The organism is Paenibacillus sp. sgz302115 (assembly GCF_056120445.1).
The window spans coordinates 30,781-45,400 of sequence record NZ_JBVYOK010000025.1 but is presented as its reverse complement, the minus strand read 5'-3'; the positions used below and the strand labels follow the sequence as shown (position 1 = coordinate 45,400).

The window sequence follows — 14,620 nt, the reverse complement described above, 5'->3', positions numbered from 1 at the left end:
CATGAAAAAGGTAATGCTTGTAGACGATGAGATTTTAATCCGTGAAAGTATACGGGAATGTGTGGATTGGGAAAAAGAAGGTTTTATCTATTGCGGCGACGCTCCCGATGGCGAGCTGGCGCTCCCGATCATCGGCGAACAGCTCCCGGATATCCTCATTACCGATATCAAAATGCCTTTCATGAACGGACTGGAGCTTAGCTCGGTTGTCCGCCAAAGATTCCCGAATATCAAAATCATCATTTTGAGCGGTCACGATGATTTCCAGTATGCCCGGACAGCGCTGCGGCTCGGTGTTGAGGATTATTGCCTGAAACCGTTCAGCTCTGCCGATCTGCTGCAGCTGCTCCGCAGTGTCAGCGCCAGAATTGATGAAGAACTGCGCCTGAAACGTAACTATGCCCGCACGCCCGAGAAGCTGTTCGCTGATCTGTGCGGAGGTCTGATCAGCACCGCTGCCGCCATCGAATCTGCGGAGCAGCTTGTTCTGCCACTAATGGCCCCTTATTATGCAACTGCCATATTCACGTTAATTCCTTCTGGAAGTGAAGAAATCAAGATCAGTCCCTCTCCTATGACTAATTCTGAAGAACTGCTCGCAAGCATGCTAAAAGAGTTGACGGATGCCTTCACCTATAAGCGCAGCCGAACTGAAACCGTTCTGATCTTTAAAGGCAACGATCCGGAGCAAATGAGCAGAAGCTTGAAAGATACTTGCGAGACATTCATGCAAAAGCTGAGAACGGCCTGCGGCTGTGAGCTATCCGTCAGTCTGGGCGATGTGCGGGAACGCCTTCAGGGAATTCATCTTTCCTACCTGGAAGCCGAAAACGACCGGATGTATAAAAAGATGTCCCGCCAGCATTCTGAGACGCTGCTCGATGCTTATTTTGATCCTTCAACAGATAGCGTTCTGCTCGACCGGAACCGGCTGATCCAGTTTCTGAAGCTGGGGGATAGCAAGCAAGCTTCCGCATTTCTGCTTCAGCTCTCCGCGGACTTCGAAACGATGAATTGGAATTCCGTGTACGCCTACTACCTGATGAACGACATCACCCTTGAGCTGGTGCAGACGGCCAAGAGCTGTTTTCGTGCGTCCGCCAATCCTGCGGAGATCATCAAAGAACTGCAGCAGCAGTTAAAGTATGTTTCCAATACCGGCGAATGCCTCGATTATTTGAAAAGGCTGTTTGAGCGGCTTTGGGAGTGGCGGTCAGAAGGTTCGGATAAATACCGGGAGCTGATTGAAAAAGTAAAACATTACATCCGGGAGCAGTATGACAACGAGCAACTCTCTCTTAACGACATTTCCAGACAGGTCGGGGTCAGCCCCAGCCATCTAAGCAAGATATTCAGCCAGGAAACCAGACAGACGATTACTGAATTTCTAACCGCCACACGAATGGATAAAGCCAAGGAGCTTCTGAAGACGACGGGACATAAAACGTTTGAGATTGCATATAGCATAGGCTACAACGATCAGCATTATTTCTCCAATCTGTTCAAAAAAGTAACCGGGATGACCCCCATGGAGTATCGGAAGCACGGAAATCTGGAGGATCGGCTTAACCCCCTTCAAAAAGGGGCGGGGTATCTGTGAACTCTTTCAGAACGCGGACGGGGCTTTTCCCGATCATGCTGCTGATAGCAGGCCTTCTTCTCAGCGGCTGCTTCAATTCGGACGGAGCGATAAATCAGCCACCGCAACAAGTAGGCGTTGATTCGTCTTCCCAAGATGATAAGGGACCGCCCCTGACCTTCGGCATTATCTATCCAATGGTGAACGCCACCTACGAGATGATTACGGAGAAGGCTGAAGCAGCAGCAAAGAAACATAACATTCAATTGCTGGTTCAAGCGCCCGATGAAGCAAATCTGGAGCAGCAGGTTCGGATTATGGAGATGATGATCAAGCGGGGAGTTGATGGAATCGCCATTGCCCCGGTGGATTCTGACGCTCTAGTTGACGTTATTAATAAAGCGGTGGCCCAAGGTATTCCCGTGGTCTGTTTTGAATCGGATTCGCCTGACAGCAGAAGAGAAGCATTTATCGGTGCTGACAATAGACAGACCGGTGCTGTAATTGGTCAGACTGTGGATCGCCTGCTAGGCGGAAGAGGGATGATCCTCGTAGAATCCGGGATGTCCCGCATGCTTGGACTTGAGGAACGCCTGCTGGGACTTCAGGAATATCTAGGAGGGCATACGCAGATTGATGTGCTGGAAATCCGCCATAATGACGGCAGCGAGAACAGCGCTGCATTACAATTGGAGCAAATGATATCCAACCATCCCCATTTCAGCGCCTTGATCAGTCTGGATTTTGTCTCCAGTTCAAGCTCTGTGCTTGTCTGGAAAGCCAAGGGCCTGAAGCGTTACAATATCGCGCTTGGCCTCACCCCGCCCTTGCAGCAAGCGATGGACAACGGACAGATCACACGCGTAATCTCACAGAACGAGCAGAGCTGGGGAGAGAATATTATAAATGCGCTGCTGCTAAAAGCCAGACACAAAGAGGTTGCGAAATGGATCGATACGAAAATTACGATTATCGGTGACTAGCTTCGCTGGAGGTAATCACGGAGAGGAGTGAAGCAAATGAAGAAATACGGGTTAAGTCTGCTGCTTTTCATCTTGCTGGTTGTACCGGGTTGCGAGCTGCCACTCAAAGTATTAAATTAATTTAGAATTTCCGTGTCTCATACAACCAAATAAGTAGCACTTTGTTTCGATGTCAGCCGTGACCGTGATGGTCGGGCGATAATTAGAGGTCTGGATTTTCTCGAATCCTACTAAGTAGGCTTGCTTATCAGACTCTATTTCCTTCATGTACCTTTGGCGGTCTTCGAGAATAAATTCTTCATCGTCATCCTGCTCACAATCCTGTATTTGCTCAGCAATATGCAACAAAACCTTATCCCTTAGCTCATTCGACTTCCCCAGATAATTACATTGAATTAAGGAATAAAAGTAGGGGAGCACCCAATCCGGGCTAAACCATAATATTGTATCTTCATACGCATCTACAACCTTTGAGAACTGATTCATTTCATAATAGATATTAGCTAACCTGTCTTTATCCACTGTTGTGAATTTATTATCCAGAGCTTCCTCCAGCTCCATTATTTCTTGTTCTGGAAAACCGCCTAATTTGATTTGGCACATTACGTAATAATACAGAGCAAGATAACTGTAATGATTACTTTTTAATAGATGAGCCCGCCAAAAAAATTTTGAAGCTTTATCCAACTGTCCGAGCTGGTACAATACTGAGCCTAGATTATGTAAATTCTCATATGTAGGTTTAACCTGAATCGATAGCTCCAGAGCTTTTTTTGCCTCTGCCCATTTTCCAGCAGCGAAAAAAATCTCTCCAAGCAAAGCACTTGGAATCTCAGTAGCCGGGTTTAACAATGAGGCCTTTTCCAGAAGTTTTATTGCTTCTTCTTCGCGATTAATCCATTTACTGTTTTTAGTGTCTGGCTCCCCCTCATGAAAATAAAAGTAAGCCAAATTTGTTAATGACTCCACAGTAGAGTTAAGTTTTAAATTCATCTGAAAGAGTCTATAAGCTTCATAGTAATCATTGATCTCCATACAGGCGATAGCCAGTTGATTTATTACATGTGTATTTGTTCTATCTTGCTCAAATTCAAGTTGTAGCTTATGATGAATAGCCTTATAATCCACCATATTCCCCCTTTATGTTGTGTTACATTCATCTTACTCATCACAATGGTATACTATAGATACATCCCTGCACAAAGGCGGTGCTGTCAATGAAGGTGGTACCTAATTGTATAACGCTTGGCAGAATCGGTATGGCACTCATACTGCTATTCCTCGAGCCTCTAGGCCCGGCTTTTCTTACTATCTATATTTTGTGCGCATTCACCGATCTGTTGGATGGGCATATTGCGAGAAAGACGGGTACAACAAGCCGGTTTGGGGCAAAGCTGGACTCCGTTGCCGACACTTTAATGGTAGGGGTCTCATTATTTACACTATATCCGTTTCTGGGACTTACCCGTGGAATCATCCTATGGATCTTAATCATCGCGATCATCCGTGCAGCATCGGTCATGACAGCCCTGTACAAATTCAAAACCTACGCGAGTATTCACACCTACGGCAATAAGCTCACCGGCATCATTCTTTTCATCACTCCTATATGTCTCCCCTACCTCCCGCGCACTTTATGGACGACTATTGTGTGTGTGGTTGCATCCTTATCCGCCATTGAGGAACTAATCATATTACTAACATCAAGCGAGTTGCAGCTAAACCGAAAAGGACTGTTATAATAAGGATTATTTTATCTATAAGAGTCATGTGTTGGACAAAACAAGTCATCCTCAGAACTTCTGACCAACGAAAAGTGTTCGACATTGTAGTGTCCATGTAATGCACTGTTGTGATGCTTGATGATTTGTTCTGCGCTTAACACATCATTGTCCGTTGTAGAATGTCCATCACCAACTAATGTAACATCCATATTGCTAACAGTAGCTGTTCTGACTGCAGTGTCGATGCAATGCTGTGTTTTACAGCCCATAATAACCACATGCTCAACCTGTTGTTCTTTCAAATATTGCAGCAGTCCGGTCCCGTGAAAAGAATTAGTTGCCAGCTTGTCAAAGACTTTGGCCTCTGCAGGCACATTGATTTCATTGTGCACCTGAAAGCCAGCACCTTGTCCTTCAGCTACATCGAGATCCCTTACAAACACAACTTCAACATCAGCCTCTTGTGCTTTTCGAATCACTTTATTAATATTCCCGATAAGCTGTTCCTTGTTAAATACCGCACTTTCCTTCTGGTTCCCATCTATCAATTCTTGCTGCGCATCAATGATAATTAACGCTTGATTCAAATGGTTTTTCCCCTTTCCTTCTACTTCAAAATATATTTATAAATCTTACCATCCCGCACATACTCATTCGTAAAAAGCAGCGCATCCCCCTCACGCTTCACGAATTTGAGATTGTCTCCAAAGAACGGAAGATCGTTCGTTTCTGCATACTCTTGCTGCTCGGCGTCGAGGAGCTTTTGATATAGCAATGTCTGTTTTCCTGTCTTGCGTTCGATCAGCTTGAGGATGCCCTTCTGATTCGGACGAATCAGCAGAAAATCATCATCCATTCCTTCAACCAAATACGTATCGGCTTCGCCGCCAAGTTTGACTAAGTCAAGCGTCTCTGTTACCTCCCCTGTTCCGTCTTCAATCAACCGGAGTTTTTTGCCACCTGTAAGCACCAGGGTATTGCCGTACATTTTCACATTATCTCCATTCCGCTTCCAGTACTTGACACTGTCCTGACGGATCACCATTCCATTCTTGAGGATCAGCGTATACCAGGCGTTGGTGATGTGCGGCTCTCCATAAACATCCGTAATTGTCAGATAGATCAGGCCCTTTGGGGTCTTTTTGAAATCAAACTGAATCATATCGTAAAGCTTAGGCCCGAGCTTCGCGAGTAATTTGGGTTCGCCCGATGGAACGGTGACATACAGGTTCCCGGTTTGTTTATCAACGGTATACTTATTTCCGGCATAAGTTGCGCTTGCGCTGTCAAATGTCTTAAGCCCTTGTGCAGTATAGACGCCCTGCGCTGAATCCCAGCTCACCGTAGTCCCGCCCAGGGAACGAACCAGGAAACGGGCTGGAACATACAATTGTTCACCATATACAAAAGGAATACCTCCAAGATCAACGATAGCACCGTCGAGAACGCCCTTTGTACTCCCTAGACGAACACCAATCTTTTTGTTCCAGCCTATAAACTGCGCCTTTTGGTGGGCTTTATCCCATGTGACCCGAAGCCCCAGCGACTCATAGTGACTGGTTGGTACATAGGTAACTCCATTCTTAAGCAGCGCCGAACTGGTACTCTCACCCCCACCCTCCAATGTGTACTTGAAATAAGCAGTTGAAGCGGCATCTGTAATTGGGGCTAGAAGCAATGAAACGGCAAGTGTTGGGGCGATCAGCCATTTTTTAACCAATTATCGTCCATCCTCTCAGGTTATAGATAACGAAGCCTTATTCCTGTGATGTATAGACGCAAATTTCTCCGATAGGTTTCTTATTTTTTCCATTTCACTAATAAAGCAGCCCATCGGCTGCTATACATGAGCACATCTTTTTCGGAGGATTCGAATCTGCCCTCTGTGGTTAATCTCATCTTCAAAAACGTGGAACCACATAAAATAGTGATTCGCCGGCTGGTTGCCCCAGAAAGGCTCCTCCGCATATAACCACTCGTCATCCACAGTCTGGAACCATTCAAGCGTCTTGCGTCTGACTGTATCCAGCTCCTCCAGATAGTAGCTCAAATCATTGCCCTTGATCTTCGCCCGTCCTTCTTCACCTAAGTTCAAGGCTGCTCCCCATTTAACCATTTCTTCTTCCGTTAAGTCTCTCTTCTCGAAGGTTTCCACTTGATAGGCATATTCTACAGCGGCAAAATGTAGTAATAACGCCCCGATTGAATTGCTCCCCGGATCAAGCAGAAAATCCAGTTGCTGGGTGGATAGACCCTTAACCGATTCAAGAGTTGTATATCTTGCGTAATTCATCATAGAGAGCAAACGGCTGATTTGTGGTGAATACCCTGGAATATCAGTGATCAGAAAGAGCTTATCCATGTTTACCATTTATGATCTCCCTTTCTTGCCAGAACGCACATCGTCTCATGCTCTTCAGTAAAAGGTTCACCGGAGAAATCGTTATAAAACTCCATGCCAATAAACCCAATTTTCGCTAAGATGGAGCTAATTTCAGCTTTTGTATAGGTTTTATCCCATAGGTTGTATATTTCAAAATCATTCATTTCATCTACAATAATATATTGGCTCAAATGAACACCTGCGTCTTCGTACCAATAGCTCGAACTCAAATTGATATGGGGGTCAGGTCTCCAAAAGCCTCCGCCCGATACATCCCAGGTTTGTGTTTCTGTATGATCCTTATAGTGATTTGGACGGAATACATCAAACGCAAACACCCCGCTGGGTCTTAAAGCTTCATATATCTTCCCAAGTAACACATCTCTGCTCATCTCGGGTAAAACTCCAAAATCACAGTAAATCATAAAAATGGTGTCATATTGTTCCTGGAAATGATACGTTACATAGTTCTCATTTAAATAAGTAACCGCCAAGTCTGAAGCATCTGCTTGTTGCTTGGCATATTCAACCGATCTTTTCGAGAAGTCAATGCCTGTTACAGAGTAGCCTAATTTTGCTAACCGCTGTGTGTAGAGCCCCGGACCACATCCTAAATCAAGAATTTCTTTGGAATGAGTGTTCTGACATACATAATTATCGAGCCAATGAACCGTCCTATCTATCACTTCCGGTCTCCGGCTTGCTGCATCCGACATTGGGTCGAGATGAGATGCTAGTAACTGCCCAGATATGTAATCATCCGTCCACATTTGGGCGCTTCCCTCTTGAAAAATGTCAGGCTTGCCACATTCCTGTATCAGTTTGCTTATCACTATAGCAACTCCTCACGTAATTTGCTTCAGAAACTTCTCCGGCTCTTCTGCAGTTTACGAATGTAAACGATCTGGCCAATATGATAGGCGTTATGGGTCGCTACATTCGATATCACGTGCCACCATTTACCATCTACAGGAAATCCCTTTACCGACGTATCAAGCTGTTCCTGTGTCAGCAGCTTCTCCCACCGCAGAAGAACATCTGTCAACCGGGTGGTCAGTTCATTCCAGGACAAGCCGTGAGGTACGGTAAAAGTATCCGCGTTATCCCCCACAGCCGGAACGGCTGCGACATCTGCTGCTGTATACCGGGTCTGCCACGTTTCATTCCAATACAGCAGATGGTGAACAAGCCCGGCAATACTGCTGCTGTCTTCGCTTGCCTTCCACGTTGCTTCTTCCTCGCTCAGATCTTTTACCGCTTCTGCAAAAGGCATATACCAGCTCGGGTCATTCGCATTCGCAAGCAGTTGGTCAGTTAATACTTCAAAGGCGTAAGCCACTCGTACTCCCCATTTCACGCTGCATATTAATTCTAAAATATCATATGGAAGCGGGGAGCGGTCTGGAAAGAATAATTATAAGCAAGGATTACATTTATGCACCGTGTGTCTAAAGAAAATAAAGTTACACGCCATCTAGGAAACACTAACATTTCTTTTACTTAATTTCTTAAAAGCAGAGTAATCCTGACCGGATTTAATAAAGCCTAGTATTTTTTCGGCACTTTCTGTTGGACTCAATTCTTCAGTATTTACTGTAAGGTCATATTCATTAAAGGAATATATTTGGTCGTATTGGGAATTCGCTAGTCCAATCTGTCGATCTCCTCTGATTTGCTCTCTTCTTGTGAGTTCTTCTTTCGAGCATAATACGCCTACAAACAATGTTGGATGATCAAACAATACATCAAGGTAATCGTTAAACCGCTTGTCATTGTCGATTACGTTATCGACGATTACATTTAAACCCATCTCTGAAAACAACTTAATTGTTGCATAATACACTGAGGCTATGGGATCAAAAAGTATTTTTCCAACATCATCTACTTCTCTTGTAGGTTCAATATCCGGAAAATTATTATCAATAAAATCATTGTAATTACCAAAAAAAGCATCTATGGATAAATGATGAAAAGGAATCTCTTTCTGATTCATCAGTTCCATAGAAATACTAGTCTTCCCTGAACTTGAAGTTCCGTTCATCAACACAATGAGTCCTTGCTTCAAACGAATCACCCTCACTTATAAGATTTGTGTATCTTTCAGATAACTTTAAATTCACAAAGTTAATAAAATTATCTAACTCAGAAAAAATTCGAGAAGCGATTGAAATATCCTGCCCGTTCGTATAGCTTAATGAAGCATCGTCAGTCTAATACTTTATTTTTCAGTCTAGAATATTATTTTCTTTTGACACCACCCGTAGCTTGCCGCTGGCAGACGGTTAGAAGAATCTTATAACGGGTTGATCAGTTTAATTAGATTTTCACTGATGAACCAAGAATGGTTCTTTTGTAAAGCAGGGAAAAACTTAGTCATAGATTGTCTACTCCCCTATCATAGTATTTTTCTTAACATAAAAAGAAGCACCGCTAACAGACCCAAACAGGTCCGTAGGCGGTGCTTCCGCTTTTCACGTATTAAGTTAATACCATTAAATCCATTCCAATAATTGCAGGCAATACCTTAATAAACTCTCAATATCAGAAGAAAACAAAAAATTAACCATGAGCCGCTTTTTTACGAATAGCCTGTTTTATTATTTAGTACCTTTAGTACAACAACCTTGCCAAGATCATAATGTAACTTGCTTGTTCATGCATACATCAAGAATCCATGGCCACGGACCGTAGCCCGCTTCTACGTTGATGTGTCCCATTTTAGGCAACATAACGCAAGGAACCCCTAAAACCAAATAAAATGAAGCATCTTCCACTGAGCAATAATGATCTGTTGAGGATAAAACAAACAAAGTTTTTTCGGCAACATTCGCGATCTCATCTATATTTTCTGGTACAGGAAAAAACGTCATCACCGGCTCATATTCCAAAAATGGCGAGGGTGGAGCTACAAGAATGGCTCTCTGAATTTTTCGTTTCGGAGTTGAAACCGCATAGTGAAACCACATGATACACGCTAGACTATGGGCCACGACGATGACATCTTCATCGTGTGGAATTTCTTCAAAAACACTAGATAAATGGTCGAGCCAAACATTCTTGTCAGGTTGATCCTTGTCTGGAAAGTCGGGAAATCGGACTGTTTCACCTCGTTTTACCAGCTCTTGATGTAACCAAGTTTGCCAATGATCGGGGCTACTGCCACCGACTCCATACAATATTAGAAAACTTCTGCTCATGTTGAGGACACCTCGACTATGGTAATTGTAAATGCATGTATGCCACTTATAATTCACTCTCTACTCTTTTCAAAAAAGAAAGTACAGCAGCATTCATCTGCTCTAACCCCGGCTGCTCAATCGGAAAATGACCAGCACCCTCTAAAATTACACATTCTTTTTTGCTTTTTATGTTGTCAAAAAACGGTCTACTGAAAATATATGGAGTCATGGGGTCTAGTTCAGGATGAACGAGTAATACCGGACAAACATCAAAATTCTCCGGTTTTATTACCGGTTTCATATTTAAGAACGTTCTTAATAAGCGTAAAGGGATTTTCGTTCCAGCCGCATGAGCATCTTTTATAATGAGTTTGGTCATTTCAGGGTTATTCGTAATCAATTGCATTCGAGAAACATGATTAACAGAGATATGCAAGGAATCTAATAAACGAGGAAATTTGTCCAATAAAAGTTTCCCTAACCGACTAATGAGTTTGTTAGGAGCTAATTGATCACGAAATTCAGCATTACTCGTATCAACAAATGTCGTTGCGATTAACCCTTTAACTTGCTTACTCTGCGCAGCTGTGTGATATGCTAACATCCCTCCTATACTGGTGCCTAGCAAGATGATTGGCTTGCCGTCCCGTTTCAATTCCCGGTCGATCAATTCTGTAAGTATGTCAATCCAAAGCTGATATTCCAACGATTTTACTGAATTCGTATGACTTAAACCATAAGGCGGTAGATCCGGCGCCACTACTTCATAACCGTATTTTTGCAGCATTCGTGCATAAGGAGCTAACAATCTACCATTGCCCCCGGCACCATGAATGAAAATAATTTTTAGTTTTGAATGCAAAACAGGCATACGATCCATATGAATATGAGCATTGTTCCAAGTCATCCATTCTTCTATTGGTAAATTACTATCATTTACCTGCATTTCTGCAGGAAAAAACTTTTGATATTGTTTCCAATATATCACCGAATTATTATATGTTGAAAACTCATTCATGAATTTGCAGCCCCTATTATATACTTATCTAAAAAGCGATCTACTCTTTGAAAATACCGACGAAAAGCCTGGCAGTATCGCTGTTTGAGCCACTATTTATTTCGCTTGAACCAGTTTTTTGGGTTAAACAAGCTTCTGTATTTTTTCATAACTTCTCTACCTAAAATCAAACCGCCACTCCAGAATGTTATTTCCCCGATTACAACCAAAAAGGTAGTGATTATGGTCTTTACTTTAAGACTAACTGATAATAATGGGATCAATAGAATGAGTCCATAGCATACAAAAGTAAGCACAAATAGAAGTTTTCCTATTTTTTTAAGCAATTTCGCCACACCCTTCATCTTATGCAAACAACACATAAGTAGCCTTTATTGTAACACAGTGTTTATTGAGAATATTTATTATTTCTCTGACCAACAAAAAAAATCCATGTATTACTACAAGATACTCACAAGTAACCACCTGCAGGCACGATGCCCTTCACACTCTAGCTGCTCTCTTGGATCCAAAAATCATAAAACTGATCGCGGCCAAAACCCACACGCCAATGCCACCATAGAGCATCACCAAGCCAAAGCCATGCACAAGTGCAGCATGGACGACGGCTCCGGACGCATCCAGAGAGGATAGTTCTGGCAAACCCTGCTTGAGAGAGGTAGTGTTTCCAGCGGCTATCTTCTCGGCCAAAGTCCGCAATTGCGTTATATCGAGAGTCCCAGGAAGGACCCGCTTCAAATAAGACAGGATGCCTTCCTGTAAAATGAAGCCCATCACGGCGATGTTGATGGCTAGACTGATCAATCTGGCACTCGTGTCTATGCCGGAAGCCATGCCTGCACGGGTACTCGGAACCGAGCCGGTGGTCGTGTTGGTCACAGGCGTGTTGGTTAAGCCAAGCCCAATACCAGCCAACAGGGAACCGGGGAGCATAGTCAACCAGTTGGCGTGATCGCCGCCGCTGCCAAATTTCATCAAAATGAAGCCTATGCCGATGATGAACAGACCCGATGGGATGACTATGCGCGGCTGATAGCGGAGCGAAAGGCGCTCTGCCAGAGGCGGAATCACCAGGGTGGGCAGCGTATAAGCCAAGAGAGACAGCCCAGCTGCCACGGTGCCGTAACCAAGACCGCTCTGGAAATAGATCGGCAGATAGATCATAAACGGCCAGAAACTGAAATTCATGCCGACGGAGCCAAAGAGCGCGCCGGAAAAATTACGTATCCTGAACACGGAGAAGTCGAACATCGGATGGGTGCTGAGCTTTTCCGCAAACAGAAAAATAATGAAACATGCTGCCGTTGCAACAAGAGTGCTGATGGCGGCTATGCTGGTAAAGCCGAGTTCCGGCCCTTGCGTGATAAAGTATACCAGCCCAAAAACCGTCAACGAAAGCATGACGATGCCGATAATGTCCAACTTTTTCGCCTGCGGATCGCTGGACTCCTCCACGCTGCCTAAAACAAAGATCAAAGTGAGGATGGTCAGCGGGACGTGGACTAGGAAAACCCAATGCCAGTTCGAAACGGCCACAATCATGCCGCCGATGATGGGTCCAAAACCGAGGCCGATACCGAACACGATCCCCCATGCGCTAAAGGCTTTACTTCGTTCTTTTCCTTCCTGAAACTGATGCGAAAGAATTGCTATCTGGCAAATCAGCATCGCGCCAGCACCCACGCCTTGAAGAAACCGGCTGACGATCAGAACTGACGTGCTTTGTGCCAAGCCACAAATCAAGGATGTAATGCCGAACAAGACGAGGCTGATAATAAAAATACGCCTCCTTCCAAACCGGTCAGCCAGCGTTCCAACAGCCATTAGAACTGTCGTACTAGCAATGGTGTAGGCGTTCATAATCCATTGCATATCCTTGAGATTGCCATGCAATACCTTTTCCAGGGTTGGAAGTATCACTGGCACACTGGAAATTTCGAGGCCGAACATTAGCGCGGACAAACATATCGCGGCCAATGCTATTATATTTTTGCTGGAATGGGAGAGAGTCATTGAGAGTATCCTCCAAACTTAGACTGGATAAAAGCACCAGCCAGCTTTTTTTCGTCAATTGTACAATCAACGACCTCATCAATACATGCCTGTAAATCTTCTGTACCTGCCTTATTTAAATCGTATTTGCTCATTACTTGCCCTTCCTCTCTGACTTCTTATGTGTGAATCGCCCTTATTCACGTGAGTCTTATTATATAATTAAAATCTTTCATTTTACATAACACATCAAATCAAATATGATGATTATACAAAGAAATAAAAGTTATTTATTTAAAATACCTTTAATTTTAAGGAGGACAACACTCAAAGTGGATCATGTAGACAAACAAATCCTCTTCTATCTTCAAAACCAGGCAAGGATTTCGATGACTGAACTGGGTAAAAGCGTGGGATTGTCCCAACCTGCTGTAACGGAACGAGTTAAGAGAATGGAAGAAAAGGGAATAATCGAAGAGTATCGTACCGTCATTTCTCCTGAAAAAATTGGGAAGCATGCGGCAGCCTATATGTTGTTTCGGACTAGAGACTGCTTGGGGTTTCTTGATTTTGTCCATGCATCTCCCCATGTTGCCGAGTGCCACCGCATAAGCGGAGAACACAGTTATTTATTAAAAGTAGTGACGGAATCCACACGCACGCTCGAAGCGTTTGGCAATCAGTGCGATAAATATGGAACCTATACAATCCTGATTGTCATGTCTTCACCGATCGATCATAATCTTCTAATTCATTCTCCCAAAGAAGCAAATGGAGTTGACTAATGCTATCACGATGGAAGGACGCCTAGAGATCGACAACAGAAAACCAACCTTGTCGCGTGTTTAAGGCTGACTAAAAGCATAAATAGCCCTCATCTTGTTTACAAGGTGTGGGCTATTTGATGCTTACCTAATTCACTGACGCCTTTCATCTGTATGCGCGTGAGAAACATTTTTGTTCAGTTAGAGATTAATTGTTCCAAATCTCTTAATACTAGCAAAAATTTATGCATCAAAATAAGCCCCCGAGATGCATCTGTACCGATACAGATATATGTTTCTTATATTGTAGTACATAATATATATGTTTAAAATGAGTGGCGACGCGGCTTGATCGCAATCGAAATTGCGCCTGACGGATTCAAACCGTAAATTCCAGATTTCAAAAAGGAGGCTTTATTTAAAATGAAAAAAACGATTGTTTTGCCTGGTTACGTTGACGATATGCCATTTTCATTAGGTTATGAAGTGAAGCATGGAGCAACAACCTTATACCTCTCGGGTGCTACGGCCTATCCTCTGTATTACAGTCACCCCTCTTTTGGTTGGGTTCCAAAGTCCGAGAGAAGTGATACAGGTATGTCTCTGCCGAGCTCGATTAAAGAACAGACGCAAATTGTTCTTGAAAATCTCAAAATTGTCGTGGAAGCCGCCGGAGGTACGATCAACGATATTGTTAAGACAACCATCTTTAATAAGCGTATGGATCTGCAAAATGAAGTAAACGAAGTCTATAACGCCTTTTTCAATGGACATAGACCGGCTCGTTCTCACATCGGAGTGTCTAAACTTGTCAGTCCTGATCTTTTAATCGAGATCGAAGCGATCGCCATCTTGGAAAAATAAGGAATGCGGATCGAGCCATAAAAGGTAGCTTTATGAGTCAAAAAAAGAAGTATTTCCTTGTTCGGGAGATACTTCTTTTGATTTAAACAAAAAAACTATGCCTATCACTACAGCCCCCAAAGCCGGCACACTGT

Annotated in this window: 17 protein-coding genes; 5 read left to right on the top strand and 12 right to left on the bottom strand. The window is 43.5% G+C overall.

Annotated features, from left to right (window positions below; all coding sequences use genetic code 11):
• The first annotated feature begins 1 nt into the window (after position 1).
• Positions 2-1,600 carry a response regulator gene (locus tag AC0LWN_RS28485; protein WP_474671341.1) on the top strand — a complete coding sequence of 533 codons (1,599 nt, stop codon included), beginning with the start codon at positions 2-4 and terminating at the stop codon, positions 1,598-1,600.
• Positions 1,597-2,562: a sugar ABC transporter substrate-binding protein gene (locus AC0LWN_RS28480; RefSeq protein ID WP_474671339.1), complete on the top strand. Its 966-nt coding sequence runs from the start codon at positions 1,597-1,599 to the stop codon at positions 2,560-2,562. Before AC0LWN_RS28485 ends, AC0LWN_RS28480 begins: the two co-directional genes overlap by 4 nt.
• A gap of 111 nt (positions 2,563-2,673) precedes the next feature.
• On the opposite strand, the gene AC0LWN_RS28475 is transcribed toward AC0LWN_RS28480, so the two are convergent.
• Positions 2,674-3,690, bottom strand: a complete 1,017-nt coding sequence (locus tag AC0LWN_RS28475; RefSeq protein WP_474671337.1) for a tetratricopeptide repeat protein — start codon at positions 3,688-3,690, stop codon at positions 2,674-2,676.
• 89 nt (positions 3,691-3,779) lie between these two features.
• Between AC0LWN_RS28475 and AC0LWN_RS28470 the strand changes: the two genes are divergently transcribed.
• Positions 3,780-4,304, top strand: a complete 525-nt coding sequence (locus tag AC0LWN_RS28470; RefSeq protein WP_474671335.1) for a CDP-alcohol phosphatidyltransferase family protein — start codon at positions 3,780-3,782, stop codon at positions 4,302-4,304.
• Between the two features lie 11 nt (positions 4,305-4,315).
• Here the strand turns inward: AC0LWN_RS28470 and AC0LWN_RS28465 are convergent, their stop codons facing one another.
• The 11 genes from AC0LWN_RS28465 to AC0LWN_RS28415 form a co-directional block, all read right to left on the bottom strand.
• Positions 4,316-4,873: a cysteine hydrolase family protein gene (locus tag AC0LWN_RS28465; RefSeq protein WP_474671333.1), complete on the bottom strand. Its 558-nt coding sequence runs from the start codon at positions 4,871-4,873 to the stop codon at positions 4,316-4,318.
• A gap of 20 nt (positions 4,874-4,893) precedes the next feature.
• Positions 4,894-6,006, bottom strand: a complete 1,113-nt coding sequence (locus AC0LWN_RS28460; RefSeq protein WP_474671331.1) for a copper amine oxidase N-terminal domain-containing protein — start codon at positions 6,004-6,006, stop codon at positions 4,894-4,896.
• 120 nt (positions 6,007-6,126) lie between these two features.
• A complete protein-coding gene (locus AC0LWN_RS28455) occupies positions 6,127-6,657 on the bottom strand; it encodes a DinB family protein (protein WP_474671329.1) in 531 nt (176 codons plus the stop codon).
• The gene (locus tag AC0LWN_RS28450) at positions 6,651-7,502 is read right to left on the bottom strand and encodes a class I SAM-dependent methyltransferase (protein ID WP_474671327.1); all 852 of its coding nucleotides are present in this window, start codon (positions 7,500-7,502) and stop codon (positions 6,651-6,653) included. The genes AC0LWN_RS28455 and AC0LWN_RS28450 overlap by 7 nt, the downstream gene beginning before the upstream one ends.
• 26 nt (positions 7,503-7,528) lie before the next feature.
• Entirely contained in the window at positions 7,529-8,008 is a 480-nt protein-coding gene (locus AC0LWN_RS28445) for a DinB family protein (protein ID WP_474671325.1), read from the bottom strand.
• Between the two features lie 135 nt (positions 8,009-8,143).
• A complete protein-coding gene (locus AC0LWN_RS28440; RefSeq protein ID WP_474671323.1) occupies positions 8,144-8,734 on the bottom strand; it encodes a chloramphenicol phosphotransferase CPT family protein in 591 nt (196 codons plus the stop codon).
• A 568-nt stretch (positions 8,735-9,302) separates the two neighbouring features.
• A complete protein-coding gene (locus AC0LWN_RS28435; RefSeq protein ID WP_474671321.1) occupies positions 9,303-9,866 on the bottom strand; it encodes an RBBP9/YdeN family alpha/beta hydrolase in 564 nt (187 codons plus the stop codon).
• A 46-nt stretch (positions 9,867-9,912) separates the two neighbouring features.
• A complete protein-coding gene (locus tag AC0LWN_RS28430; RefSeq protein WP_474671319.1) occupies positions 9,913-10,866 on the bottom strand; it encodes an alpha/beta hydrolase in 954 nt (317 codons plus the stop codon).
• A gap of 92 nt (positions 10,867-10,958) precedes the next feature.
• Entirely contained in the window at positions 10,959-11,210 is a 252-nt protein-coding gene (locus tag AC0LWN_RS28425) for a transporter suffix domain-containing protein (protein ID WP_474671317.1), read from the bottom strand.
• A 139-nt stretch (positions 11,211-11,349) separates the two neighbouring features.
• Entirely contained in the window at positions 11,350-12,879 is a 1,530-nt protein-coding gene (locus tag AC0LWN_RS28420; protein ID WP_474671315.1) for an MFS transporter, read from the bottom strand.
• The gene (locus AC0LWN_RS28415) at positions 12,876-13,013 is read right to left on the bottom strand and encodes a hypothetical protein (RefSeq protein ID WP_474671313.1); all 138 of its coding nucleotides are present in this window, start codon (positions 13,011-13,013) and stop codon (positions 12,876-12,878) included. The genes AC0LWN_RS28420 and AC0LWN_RS28415 overlap by 4 nt, the downstream gene beginning before the upstream one ends.
• A 177-nt stretch (positions 13,014-13,190) precedes the next feature.
• Here AC0LWN_RS28415 and AC0LWN_RS28410 point away from each other — a divergent pair, with 177 nt between their 5' ends.
• The gene (locus AC0LWN_RS28410) at positions 13,191-13,643 is read left to right on the top strand and encodes an Lrp/AsnC family transcriptional regulator (RefSeq protein ID WP_474671311.1); all 453 of its coding nucleotides are present in this window, start codon (positions 13,191-13,193) and stop codon (positions 13,641-13,643) included.
• A 402-nt stretch (positions 13,644-14,045) separates the two neighbouring features.
• Positions 14,046-14,486, top strand: a complete 441-nt coding sequence (locus AC0LWN_RS28405; protein WP_474671309.1) for a RidA family protein — start codon at positions 14,046-14,048, stop codon at positions 14,484-14,486.
• Positions 14,487-14,620: the final 134 nt, after the last annotated feature.

Bases quoted from the DNA above. Each gene is read 5' to 3' on its own strand.
- AC0LWN_RS28485 (WP_474671341.1), top strand. From the start codon at position 2: ATGAAAAAGGTAATGCTTGTAGACGATGAGATTTTAATCCGTGAAAGT.
- AC0LWN_RS28470 (WP_474671335.1), top strand. From the start codon at position 3,780: ATGAAGGTGGTACCTAATTGTATAACGCTTGGCAGAATCGGTATGGCA.
- AC0LWN_RS28455 (WP_474671329.1), bottom strand. From the start codon at position 6,657: ATGGTAAACATGGATAAGCTCTTTCTGATCACTGATATTCCAGGGTAT.
- AC0LWN_RS28435 (WP_474671321.1), bottom strand. From the start codon at position 9,866: ATGAGCAGAAGTTTTCTAATATTGTATGGAGTCGGTGGCAGTAGCCCC.
- AC0LWN_RS28430 (WP_474671319.1), bottom strand. From the start codon at position 10,866: ATGAATGAGTTTTCAACATATAATAATTCGGTGATATATTGGAAACAA.
- AC0LWN_RS28425 (WP_474671317.1), bottom strand. From the start codon at position 11,210: ATGAAGGGTGTGGCGAAATTGCTTAAAAAAATAGGAAAACTTCTATTT.
- AC0LWN_RS28420 (WP_474671315.1), bottom strand. From the start codon at position 12,879: ATGACTCTCTCCCATTCCAGCAAAAATATAATAGCATTGGCCGCGATA.
- AC0LWN_RS28415 (WP_474671313.1), bottom strand. From the start codon at position 13,013: ATGAGCAAATACGATTTAAATAAGGCAGGTACAGAAGATTTACAGGCA.
- AC0LWN_RS28405 (WP_474671309.1), top strand. From the start codon at position 14,046: ATGAAAAAAACGATTGTTTTGCCTGGTTACGTTGACGATATGCCATTT.